15 protein-coding genes are annotated in these 9,989 nt (G+C 59.0%); 9 read left to right on the top strand and 6 right to left on the bottom strand.

Annotated elements, in window-relative coordinates; genetic code table 11:
- Window positions 1-54: 54 nt before the first annotated feature.
- From PMI23_RS18770 to PMI23_RS18755, 4 genes are all read right to left on the bottom strand, one after another.
- Window positions 55-957, bottom strand: coding sequence for an alpha/beta fold hydrolase (locus tag PMI23_RS18770; protein WP_007914231.1), 903 nt, complete (start codon window positions 955-957; stop codon window positions 55-57).
- Window positions 957-1,739, bottom strand: coding sequence for a class II aldolase/adducin family protein (locus PMI23_RS18765; RefSeq protein ID WP_007950070.1), 783 nt, complete (start codon window positions 1,737-1,739; stop codon window positions 957-959). Before PMI23_RS18765 ends, PMI23_RS18770 begins: the two co-directional genes overlap by 1 nt.
- A 131-nt stretch (window positions 1,740-1,870) precedes the next feature.
- The gene (locus PMI23_RS18760) at window positions 1,871-2,557 is read right to left on the bottom strand and encodes an LrgB family protein (RefSeq protein WP_007914240.1); all 687 of its coding nucleotides are present in this window, start codon (window positions 2,555-2,557) and stop codon (window positions 1,871-1,873) included.
- Window positions 2,547-2,933 carry a CidA/LrgA family protein gene (locus tag PMI23_RS18755; protein WP_007914242.1) on the bottom strand — a complete coding sequence of 129 codons (387 nt, stop codon included), beginning with the start codon at window positions 2,931-2,933 and terminating at the stop codon, window positions 2,547-2,549. Before PMI23_RS18755 ends, PMI23_RS18760 begins: the two co-directional genes overlap by 11 nt.
- Before the next feature lie 95 nt (window positions 2,934-3,028).
- Between PMI23_RS18755 and PMI23_RS18750 the strand changes: the two genes are divergently transcribed.
- Entirely contained in the window at window positions 3,029-3,916 is an 888-nt protein-coding gene (locus tag PMI23_RS18750) for a LysR family transcriptional regulator (RefSeq protein ID WP_007914245.1), read from the top strand.
- Here the strand turns inward: PMI23_RS18750 and PMI23_RS18745 are convergent.
- Complete coding sequence (locus PMI23_RS18745) at window positions 3,906-4,361, bottom strand: flavodoxin (RefSeq protein ID WP_007914247.1); 456 nt, start codon at window positions 4,359-4,361, stop codon at window positions 3,906-3,908. The two genes, PMI23_RS18750 and PMI23_RS18745, sit on opposite strands and share 11 nt — an antisense overlap.
- Window positions 4,362-4,514: 153 nt before the next feature.
- Between PMI23_RS18745 and PMI23_RS18740 the strand changes: the two genes are divergently transcribed.
- Window positions 4,515-4,991 carry a PAS domain-containing protein gene (locus tag PMI23_RS18740; RefSeq protein WP_007914248.1) on the top strand — a complete coding sequence of 159 codons (477 nt, stop codon included), beginning with the start codon at window positions 4,515-4,517 and terminating at the stop codon, window positions 4,989-4,991.
- Between the two features lie 54 nt (window positions 4,992-5,045).
- Window positions 5,046-5,651 carry a hypothetical protein gene (locus PMI23_RS18735; protein WP_007914250.1) on the top strand — a complete coding sequence of 202 codons (606 nt, stop codon included), beginning with the start codon at window positions 5,046-5,048 and terminating at the stop codon, window positions 5,649-5,651.
- Window positions 5,652-5,654: 3 nt separating this feature from the next.
- On the opposite strand, the gene PMI23_RS18730 is transcribed toward PMI23_RS18735, so the two are convergent.
- Complete coding sequence (locus tag PMI23_RS18730; protein ID WP_007914252.1) at window positions 5,655-6,614, bottom strand: MerR family transcriptional regulator; 960 nt, start codon at window positions 6,612-6,614, stop codon at window positions 5,655-5,657.
- Between the two features lie 213 nt (window positions 6,615-6,827).
- Between PMI23_RS18730 and PMI23_RS18725 the strand changes: the two genes are divergently transcribed.
- From PMI23_RS18725 to PMI23_RS18700, 6 genes are all read left to right on the top strand, one after another.
- Complete coding sequence (locus PMI23_RS18725; RefSeq protein ID WP_007914254.1) at window positions 6,828-7,394, top strand: antibiotic biosynthesis monooxygenase; 567 nt, start codon at window positions 6,828-6,830, stop codon at window positions 7,392-7,394.
- Between the two features lie 133 nt (window positions 7,395-7,527).
- Complete coding sequence (gene folM / locus PMI23_RS18720; protein ID WP_007914256.1) at window positions 7,528-8,238, top strand: dihydromonapterin reductase; 711 nt, start codon at window positions 7,528-7,530, stop codon at window positions 8,236-8,238.
- A 21-nt stretch (window positions 8,239-8,259) separates the two neighbouring features.
- Complete coding sequence (gene folE / locus PMI23_RS18715; protein ID WP_007914261.1) at window positions 8,260-8,820, top strand: GTP cyclohydrolase I FolE; 561 nt, start codon at window positions 8,260-8,262, stop codon at window positions 8,818-8,820.
- Window positions 8,821-9,192, top strand: a complete 372-nt coding sequence (gene folX / locus PMI23_RS18710; protein ID WP_007914273.1) for a dihydroneopterin triphosphate 2'-epimerase — start codon at window positions 8,821-8,823, stop codon at window positions 9,190-9,192.
- A 68-nt stretch (window positions 9,193-9,260) separates the two neighbouring features.
- On the top strand, window positions 9,261-9,557 hold the full coding sequence (locus tag PMI23_RS18705; RefSeq protein WP_007914276.1) for a DUF1244 domain-containing protein: 297 nt from the start codon (window positions 9,261-9,263) through the stop codon (window positions 9,555-9,557).
- Entirely contained in the window at window positions 9,550-9,888 is a 339-nt protein-coding gene (locus tag PMI23_RS18700; protein WP_007914278.1) for a HopJ type III effector protein, read from the top strand. Before PMI23_RS18705 ends, PMI23_RS18700 begins: the two co-directional genes overlap by 8 nt.
- Window positions 9,889-9,989: the final 101 nt, after the last annotated feature.

Genomic DNA, 9,989 nt, shown 5'->3' with positions numbered 1-9,989 from the left:
GCTCCTACATTGGATTTGTGTAGGAGCTGCCGAAGGCTGCGATCTTTTGATCTGTCAGGAGCAGGCCACTTTGCGCGGCGGCAGCACAAAACGATCGCGAAACGCCAGATAGTGCTTGAGCACCTGCACCGGCGCCTCGGTCTGGGGATAGTGACCGATCCCCGGCAACAGCACCGTGTCCGCGTCCGGGATCAACTCGCGATAGCGCTCGACCATGTGCGCCCCGGAAATCGGATCGACTTCGCCATCGATCACCCTCAGAGGGATTTCGCCACGCTGCATCGCGCTCACCCAACGATCACGCTGCACCCGGCGCTCGGGAATGTAGCTGATCAATTTGTGCATGATCCGTGGCCCGCGATTGCTGTCGACCAGGCTCCAGAAATCGTCCAGCTCGCTTTCGCTCGGACGCGTTTGCGGACCGAAGATCTGCCGGAAGCTTTTCACCAGAGCATCGCGTGTAAACGCGCGGCCAATCATCCAGCCCAGTGGACTGAGCAGCAGTTTTTGCATCAGCACCGGGCGATGGGTTTCCGGAAACAATCCGCCGTTGAGAAACACGCAACTGGCGATCTCGATCTTGTCTTCGTAGTGTCGGGCAAGCAATTCTTGCGCAACGCTGTCACCGTAATCATGCGCCAGCACATGCACCGGTTGTTCGACCTGTAAATGCGCGAGCAAGGCCTGTTGCAGGTCAGCCTGTTCCAGCAGGCTGTAGGTGTGATTGAGCGGTTTGGCCGAATCGCCAAAACCGAGCATGTCGCAGGCAATCACCCGATAACGCTGGGCCAGTGGCTGCCACAGGTAGTGCCAATCCCAACTGGCAGTCGGAAAGCCGTGGATCAACAACAGCGGCTCACCCTGCCCGGCCGTCCAGTAGCGAATCGGCTGGCCACGAAAGACAAACGCCTGGCTGCGTTTACGCCAGACACACAGAGGAATCTCGGCAAGAGGCATTAGAGTTTATATCCGGGGTCTTGTTTATCGAGTTTGCGCAGCAACGCCGGCCAGGCCAGCGCGCCACCCATGCCTTGAGCACTTTTGGTGACGCCAGCGATCATCGCTTTGGCGCCTGCCAGAATCTGCGGTTCGATAGCGATGAGTTCCGCGCCACCGGTTTGCGCCATGACCTGAATGTCGCACGCGCGCTGGAAGGTAAACATCATCAGAAAGGTATCGGCGATGGTGCCGCCACAGGTCAGCAGACCGTGGTTGTGCAGCATCAGGAAATTGTTCTCGCCCAGATCCGCCTGAAGGCGCGCCTTCTCTTCATGGTTCAGCGCCACGCCTTCATAGGCGTGATACGCCAGGCTTGACAGCACGAACAGCGACTGCTGGCTGATTGGCAACACGCCCTGCTTTTGCGCCGATACCGCGACACCTGAGGCGGTGTGCGTATGCAGCACGCAAACCACATCGTGCCGCACTTCGTGCACGGCGCTGTGGATGGTGTAGCCGGCGGGGTTGATCTCGTAAGGGCTGTCCATGAGTTTGTTGCCGGCCTGATCGACTTTCACCAGGCTCGACGCGGTGATCTCATGGAACATCAGACCGAACGGGTTGATCAGGAAATCTTCGGTGCCCGGCACCTTGGCGGAAATATGCGTGAAGATCAGATCGTCCCAGCCATGGGCGGCGACCAAACGATAACAAGCGGCGAGATCGACTCGGGTCTGCCATTCCGCAGCACTGACCTGGTCTTTGACATTAAGGGACGATTGGACGGGGGCTACGCTCACTGTATGCACCTCTGCGTTCTTATTGTTCTGCACGTGTCAGCAGTCTAGTCAGGCGCAGAGCATCGCGTAGTTGCATTAGCAGCCAGCTTGATGACTGAGCGGGTCAGCCAGGCAAACTCCTTGGATCCATGTCAAAGCAACGACGCCAACAAAGGCGCGGCAAACAGATTGAGCAATCCGGTCAGCACCATCACCAGCCCGGCGACAGAACCTTCTTCGCCGCCGACTTCATGGGCCCGGCTGACCCCGGCACCGTGCGCGCCAACCCCGAACAACGCACCACGGGCCAAAGCACTGCGCAACGGCAACCACTTCAACAACACGCCGCCGAGCATCGCGCCAAACACCCCGGTGAACATTACAAAAACCGCCGTCAACTCCGGCACGCCCCCCAGGTTCTGTGCCAGCGGCATGGCGAACGGTGTGGTGATCGAACGCGGCACCAGCGACATCGTCACCGAACTGTCGAGCGCCAGCGCCCTGGCCAGCCCGAACGAGGTGCCGATCGAGGCAGCACTGCCGGCAACCATGCCCAACAGCAGTGCCGACCAGTGCCGCATCAGCAAGCGCCGTTGCTGCCAGATCGGCACGGCGAAAGCCACGGTGACCGGGCCCAGCACCAGCATCAGCCAGTGGGTATTGCTGGAGTATTCGGCATAAGCCGTGTGCAACGGCACCGCGAGCGCCAGCAGTAACGCCGGCACCAGAATCAGTGGCGACAAAACGTAGCGCCCGGTGCGCCGATACAACCAGCGGCTGAACAGGTACGCCAACAGGGTGAAGGCCAGCCAGAACATCGGCATCCATTCAAGCTTCATGGGACCGCCTCATGCGCACGGCAAGCTCGACTGTGAAAGCCGTTACCAACATCACCATCAAGGTGCTGGCGGCAATCACCAACAAGATCCGCCAGCCGTCATTGCGCAACAGCGCGCCGTAGTCGAGCAGACTCATCAGCGCCGGGATGAAGAACAACAACATCTCGGCCATCAGCAGTCCCGCGCCCAGTTGCAGGGCTGCCGGTTTGACCCAGCCAAAGGCAAATGCCAGCAGCAACAGCGCCATGCCGACTACGCCACCGGGAATCGGCCACGCCAGCCAGGCCGCCACTTGGCAACCGAGCAGGTAAAGGCCGAGCAATACCGCGAGTTCGGCGAGAAGACGAGACAGATGTTTGAGGGTGACGACGTTCATGATTTTGCTCCTGACAGGGGCATATTTTACGAAGCGCGCTGCCATCCCCGAAGCGAATTGTTAGACTTAATACCATTCCAAAATGGAATCAGGCTATGGAACTCAAACAGCTGCGCAGTTTTGTCGAAGTCATGCATCAGGGCGGCTTCACCCAAGCCGCAAAAACCCTGCACATCAGCCAGTCAGCGGTGAGCAAACAAATCGCGCAACTGGAACAGAGCCTCGGCACGCCATTGCTCGAACGGCTCGGTTCGCAACTGCGCCTGACCGCCGCGGGCGGCGTGGTGCTGCAACGGGCCGAGAGCATGCTGCGCTTGCGCAATGAATTGCTCGCAGAACTGGATGATCTGAGTCATCTGGTGCGTGGAGAACTGCGCCTCGGACTGCCACTGCTGGGCAGTGACGCGCTGTTCGCCGGGCTGTTTGCCGAATACCGACGACGCTATCCGAATATCAACATTCAGTTGCTTGAGGGGGGCAGCCGCAATGTTGAACAAGCGGTGCTCAGCGGTGAACTGGAGTTGGGCGGCAGCCTGTTACCAAAGGATCCGCAATTCGACTGTCAGCCGTTCTGTGATGAGCCTCTCGACGCCCTGCTGCCGGCAGATCATCCGCTGGCAGGTCGGGGTGAGATCGGCCTGGAAGAATTGGCCGAGACGCCATTCCTGCTCTATCAACGCAGCTTCGTGCTCAACGACCGCTTGCTGCAGGCATGCCAGCAATTGGGCTTCACGCCGAAGGAAGGCGGACGCAGCGGTCAGGCGGATTTTCTTGCGGCGCTGGTGGCCGCCGGGCAAGGCGTGGTGCTGTTGCCCAGCGTGGTTGCACGCGGCCTGGTGCGGCCAGGCGTGGTGCGTCTGACCTTGCGAGCGCCGGATTATCTGCGTTGGGATATCGCGTTTATCTGGCGTCGCGGTGCGTATCTGTCGAAAGCCGCACAGGCGTGGCTGAGCCTGCTGCGCGAGCGGGCGATCAACCCTTGAGCGTGTCGATCAACTGCGCCAGCCAAGGCTCGGCGTCGGTTTCCGGGGTGACGCTTTCGCTGGCGTCGATGCGCAGCATTTCTTGCACTTCACGCACACCCAGTTCGCCGAACAGCTCTCGCATTTGCTCGCCACCGCCGCAGAAGGTGTCGCCGTAACTGGCGTCGCCCAAGGCAATCACTGCGCCCGGCAAACCGCGCCATGCGGCTGGCAACTGGTCGCGAATCGCCGAATACAGCGGTTGCAGGTTGTCGGGCAATTCGCCCATGCCGGTGGTTGAGGTCACCGCGAGTAACGCTTCGGGGCCAAACGCCTGAAGGTCGGCGAGGCTGGCGCGCGAGTTGTAGAAGGTTTCAAAGCCAGCGTCTTTCAACAGGTTCTGGGCGTGGCGGGCGACTTCTTCGGCGGTGCCGTAGACCGAACCGGAGAGGATGGCGACTTTCATCAATCTGATCCTGAAACTGAAAAAAAGAGCGGCGATAGTAACAGCCTCCGACGCAAAGCTGCGATTGGATCTCAATTGGCGGTAATGGCCAGTAGACAGCGCCTACGGTTCTTCTAGAATGCGAGCCACTGACAACTCTGAAAGGATTCAAAGATGATCAACGCCAGCTTGTTGCAAATGGTGATCAACGCGTCGAACGACGGCATCGTGGTCGCCGAAAAAGAAGGTGAACAGAACGATATCCTGATCTATGTGAACCCGGCCTTTGAACGACTGACCGGCTACACCAGTGAGGAAATCCTCTATCAGGACTGCCGCTTTCTGCAGTCTGGAGACCGAGATCAGGACAGCCTGAAACTGATTCGCGAAACGCTGGATAACGGCGGCTCGTGCCGGGAAATCCTGCGCAACTATCGCAAGGACGGCACGCCGTTCTGGAATGAACTGTCGCTTTCCACAGTAAAAAACGCCGATGACGGGCAGACTTATTTCGTTGGCGTGCAGAAGGACGTCACTGTTCAGGTCAAGGCTCAGCAACGCGTGGTGCAGCTGGAAGCGCAAGTCGCCGCACTCGAAGCCGAACTGGCTACGGTGAAAGCGACAAACGGTCAAAACAAAATCGCGAACTAAGTGTCATTAACTACAATCACCAATGACTTTGTAACTATATCTTTTGAGTTAGCCATGCAGCGCGACGCCCTCCTCACTCAGGATGAGCTGGATTTCATCCAGACCATGCAGCACAACCCGCAACTGAACGTGCGGGATGCGACGTCGAGTCTGCTGGTTAACGGCGGTTCACAGATCCGCGATTTGCTCACGCGCCTGGCCGCGCACGAGCAAGTGACCATTCAGGCCAACTTCGAAAACCAGCAGATGACCTTCCCGTTGCACCTGGTGGAAGATGAGTTTCACGCACTGCATCTGCGCCTCGGCGTGCCGAGTATTTACGAAGACGGCCCGATGGTACGGCCATGGCGCTTGACGCTCGAAGAGCCGGTAGCCCTGGAAAACGCCAAAGGTCAGCCAGGAATGTTGTGGGTACACGAGGTTTCGCACAAAGGTGTGCTGCTGGAAGTGCGCAACAAGACCAAACCGCCCAAGCATTTCGCGTTGTGGTTCAGCCCTTCGGGTTACGAGCGGATTTCATTGCGCGGTAATTTCGAACGGGAAACCGAAAGCGGGTTCTACGCCTACGAGTTGAGCCAGACCGATACCGACGAAACCGAACGTCTGCGCCAGTTCATCCTGCAGCAACACCGCCTCACGCATCCTGCCCTTCACACCTGAGTTTCAGGTATCCAGATTGCCGGCCAGAAATTGCAACATGCGCTGACGCATGTTCGCCCCTTCATTGCCCAGACAAGCAACAGAGGATCCGGCCAGGCTGTCCTGCGCCAGATCCGAAGCGTCGCCCGCCAGCATCAACTGACAATCGAGGCTCAACGCCAACCGGTTCAGACGTCGAGGCAATTCGGTGCTGGGCGCGTGATTGGAAAACAGGACCAGTGCATCAGGTTTGATCTTTTCGCACACCAACGTCAGCTCATCGAACGGCTGACCTGTCGTCAGCACGCGAACACCGGAATTGCTGTCGCTGAGAAACAGCGCCGCCACCAGCAACTCCAGCTCTCGACATTGCCCGGCCAGCGCGCTGACGATCACACGGCGCGGTTGAGTGCCACGCAGCATGACGATCCGTTGCAACACCCGCGCCCGCAGGAACCCGTCGAAGAACAGCCACTCGCTGGTCTGCCCGAAAGCGTCTTGGCGCTGCAGCAATTGCAGCCACAGCGGCATGAGGATGTCCTGAAACACCACCGGCAATGAGTATGAAGAGAAAATCTGACCATAGACGCGGTCCAGTTGCTGGTCGTCGAACGCACTCACCGCCTGCTGGATCTGCTCCTGCCATTGCAGGTAATCGGCTTGCACCAAATCATCGGGGATGATGTGCGCCAGCACTTTCTTCGGTTCGGTTTTAGCCAGGATCTTGCCGACTTTACTCACGGCAACACCACGATCAATCCAGTCAACGATGCCGCGCACGCGCTCGATATCGGTCATCGAGTAGAGCCGGTGCCCGCTTTCGGTGCGTGTCGGCTGAATCAAACCATAGCGTCGCTCCCAGGCGCGCAAGGTCACCGGGTTTACACCGGTGAGGCGCGCAACCTCGCGGATCGGGAACAGATCGGCGCGCTCGAGCGCAACAGATGCCTCCAAAGCAGGGCTTGCGTCGGTGATCACAGGCATATGGCGCTCAACTTCCATGTCGGTTCAATTGGATCCCATTCTAACGCTTATGTCCCATTGGGTTTCAAGTGATGAAATGCGACGAAAGTCGCTGGTTTATTCGCGAAAAAACGGAATAATCCTTGCTTGCTGAAAAACGCAGGCCTCTACCCCGGTCCTGCGTCAGGCGAAATTCCTACCCGGAGTGACGCACTCGAAATACGGAGATACAAAATGTCTACTTCCCCCGTCACGCTGATGGTTGCCCGTCGCGTCGCCGACGGCCGTTATCAGGATTTGATCGCCTGGCTGCGCGAAGGCGAACAACTGGCCACTGATTTCCCCGGTTACCTGGGCTCTGGCGTGCTCGCTCCGCCCCCCGGCGACAACGAATTCCAGATCATTTTCCGCTTTGCCGACGAACACACGCTGCATGCGTGGGAACATTCGGCGTCCCGCACCGCGTGGTTGAGCCGTGGCAGCGATCTGTTTGCCCACCCGAAAGAGCATCGAGTCAGCGGTATCGAAGGCTGGTTCGGCGCGGCCGGTCAGCGTCCACCGCGCTGGAAGCAGGCCGTCGCGATCTGGCTGGCGTTCTTTCCAGTGTCACTGCTGTTCAACTTTGTCCTCGGCCCGTTGCTTGCCGACATGAGTTTGTTGCCGCGCGTGCTGATCAGCACGGCGTGCCTGACGCCACTGATGGTTTACTTCTTTATTCCGCTGTCGACCCGCTTGCTGGCGAACTGGCTGAACAGCACGCCGGTGCGACTGCCTGTTTCGGCAGCACCTCAGAAACATTAAAGATCGCAGCCTCGTTGCACTCGACAGCTCCTACAGGACTGAATACAGACCAGAGTAGGAGCTGCCGAAGGCTGCGATCTTTTCAGGCTCGTCGCTGTTATAGTTTTTGCTCCAGCCGCGACGCGAGCCGTTCATGACCCTTTCTTCCGCTCCGATCCTCATCACCGGTGCCGGCCAGCGTGTCGGCCTGCATTGCGCGCAGCGGTTACTCGAAGACGGCCATCGCGTCATCTTCACCTACCGCAGCGAACGCCCCGGCGTGCAAACGCTGCGTGATCTGGGCGCCATCGGCCTGTGCGCCGACTTTTCCAGCGAGGCCGGAATTCTCGCCTTTATCGAAGCACTGAAAACCCACACCGAGAGCCTGCGCGCCATCGTGCACAACGCTTCCGAATGGCTGGCCGAAACTCCGGGCAGCGAGGCCGAAGCCTTCACGCGCATGTTCAATCTGCACATGCTCGCACCGTATCTGATCAACCTGCACTGTGGCGAATTGCTGCAACGCTCGACGCCCGCCGACATCATCCACATCAGCGACGATGTCACCCGCAAAGGCAGCAGCAAGCACATCGGCTATTGCGCGACCAAGACCGGGCTCGACAGCCTGACCCTGTCCTTCGCCGCCCGCTATGCGCCGGCCATCAAGGTCAACGGCATCGCGCCAGCCCTGCTATTGTTCAATCCCGACGACGACGCGGCGTACCGCGCCAAGGCCCTGGCAAAATCCGCGCTGGGCATCGAGCCCGGCAGCGAAGTGATCTATCAGAGCCTGCGCTATCTGCTCGACAACCCTTATGTCACCGGTACGACCCTGACCGTCAACGGCGGAAGGCACGTCAAATAACACCTGCCTGCGAGGCTGCCCATGAGCCGCTCACTGCCCGAGAACTACCGCGAAATCCTCATCGGCCTCGGTGAAGATCCCGACCGCGAAGGACTGCTCGATACGCCAGTGCGCGCGGCCAAGGCCATGCAATACCTGTGTCACGGTTACGAACAGAGCGTCGATGAGATTGTTAACGGCGCGCTGTTTGCCTCGGACAGTGACGAAATGATCATCGTCGCCGACATCGAGTTGTACTCGTTGTGCGAACATCACCTGTTGCCCTTCATCGGCAAGGCCCATGTGGCTTATATTCCGACAGGCAAGGTGCTGGGCCTGTCGAAAATCGCGCGACTGGTGGACATGTTCGCCCGGCGCCTGCAGATTCAGGAAAACCTCACCCGGCAAATTGCCGATGCGGTGCAACAGGTCACCGATGCTGCCGGCGTCGCCGTCGTCATTGAGGCCAGACACATGTGCATGATGATGCGCGGTGTCGAAAAACAGAATTCGACCATGAACACCTCGGTCATGCTCGGCGCGTTCCGCGAGTCGAGCAACACCCGCCAGGAGTTCCTGCAATTGATTGGACGGAGCAAGTAAATGCCACAACTTCAGCCGGGAATGGCGCGCATCCGGGTCAAGGATCTGCGCTTGCGCACCTTTATCGGGATCAACGAGGACGAAATCCTCAACAAGCAGGATGTGCTGATCAACCTGACCATTCTGTATGCCGCGCAGGAAGCGGTGCGTGACAACGACATTGATCACGCACTGAATTACCGCACGATCACCAAAGCGATCATCGCCCACGTCGAGGGCAATCGCTTTGCGCTGCTTGAACGCCTGACTCAGGAATTGCTCGATCTGGTGATGAGCAACGGTTCGGTGCTGTACGCCGAAGTCGAAGTCGACAAGCCCCATGCGTTGCGATTTGCCGAGTCGGTTTCGATCACACTCGCCGCCAGCCGCTGAGTGCGTCTGGCGCATTGGCCGTCAGACTTTTATCATCCGCGCCACGAATTGACTGCACAGAGCCCATCATGACCGAGCAACAACGCCTCGAACTCGAAGCCGCCGCCTTCCGCCGGCTGGTCGCCCACCTGGACAGCCGCAAGGACGTACAGAACATCGACCTGATGAACCTCGCCGGGTTCTGCCGCAACTGCCTGTCGAAGTGGTACAAGGCCGAAGCCGACGAGCGCCAGATCGAGGTCAGCCTCGACGATGCTCGCGAAGTGGTTTACGGCATGCCATACGCCGAGTGGAAAGCCCAATATCAGCAAGAAGCCAACGCCGACCAGCAAGCGGCGTTCGCCAAAGGAAAAACCCATGAGTGATCTGAACACCCTGCGCACCAGCCTCAAAAGCGGCGAACACGCTTTCGCCGACACCCTGGCGTTCATCGCCGCCGGTTACGATTATCAGCCGCAAGCCTTCAACAACGGTGGTGTGGAAAACGCCGCCGGACAGAACGAAGGTTCGTGCAAGACTTTGGGTCTGGCGTTGCTCGAAGGTCTGAGCGATGAAGAAGCGCTGTTGGCGTTCGGCGAGCATTATCGCTCGGTAGTGGCGACGCCTGAGGGCAGTGATCACGGCAATATTCGCGCGTTGATCAAACACGGTCTGGCCGGCGTCAAATTCACCGCACAGCCCCTGACTCGCCGCTGATTCCAGCTGCAACGCCCCCCCCTGTAGGAGTGAGCCTGCTCGCGATAGCGGTGTATCAGTCGACTCATATGTTGACCGGTACACCGCTATCGCGAGCAGGC

It is taken from the genome of Pseudomonas sp. GM24 (assembly GCF_000282235.1).
Classification (GTDB): Bacteria; Pseudomonadota; Gammaproteobacteria; order Pseudomonadales; family Pseudomonadaceae; genus Aquipseudomonas.
The sequence above is the reverse complement of the archived record's forward strand: the minus strand, read 5'-3'. Positions and strand labels throughout refer to the sequence as shown.

Coding starts and splice junctions, on each gene's coding strand:
- PMI23_RS18770 (WP_007914231.1), bottom strand. CDS start 957: ATGCCTCTTGCCGAGATTCCTCTGTGTGTCTGGCGTAAACGCAGCCAG.
- PMI23_RS18760 (WP_007914240.1), bottom strand. CDS start 2,557: ATGAAGCTTGAATGGATGCCGATGTTCTGGCTGGCCTTCACCCTGTTG.
- PMI23_RS18755 (WP_007914242.1), bottom strand. CDS start 2,933: ATGAACGTCGTCACCCTCAAACATCTGTCTCGTCTTCTCGCCGAACTC.
- PMI23_RS18750 (WP_007914245.1), top strand. CDS start 3,029: ATGGAACTCAAACAGCTGCGCAGTTTTGTCGAAGTCATGCATCAGGGC.
- PMI23_RS18745 (WP_007914247.1), bottom strand. CDS start 4,361: ATGAAAGTCGCCATCCTCTCCGGTTCGGTCTACGGCACCGCCGAAGAA.
- PMI23_RS18740 (WP_007914248.1), top strand. CDS start 4,515: ATGATCAACGCCAGCTTGTTGCAAATGGTGATCAACGCGTCGAACGAC.
- PMI23_RS18735 (WP_007914250.1), top strand. CDS start 5,046: ATGCAGCGCGACGCCCTCCTCACTCAGGATGAGCTGGATTTCATCCAG.
- PMI23_RS18730 (WP_007914252.1), bottom strand. CDS start 6,614: ATGCCTGTGATCACCGACGCAAGCCCTGCTTTGGAGGCATCTGTTGCG.
- PMI23_RS18725 (WP_007914254.1), top strand. CDS start 6,828: ATGTCTACTTCCCCCGTCACGCTGATGGTTGCCCGTCGCGTCGCCGAC.
- folM (WP_007914256.1), top strand. CDS start 7,528: ATGACCCTTTCTTCCGCTCCGATCCTCATCACCGGTGCCGGCCAGCGT.
- folE (WP_007914261.1), top strand. CDS start 8,260: ATGAGCCGCTCACTGCCCGAGAACTACCGCGAAATCCTCATCGGCCTC.
- folX (WP_007914273.1), top strand. CDS start 8,821: ATGCCACAACTTCAGCCGGGAATGGCGCGCATCCGGGTCAAGGATCTG.
- PMI23_RS18705 (WP_007914276.1), top strand. CDS start 9,261: ATGACCGAGCAACAACGCCTCGAACTCGAAGCCGCCGCCTTCCGCCGG.
- PMI23_RS18700 (WP_007914278.1), top strand. CDS start 9,550: ATGAGTGATCTGAACACCCTGCGCACCAGCCTCAAAAGCGGCGAACAC.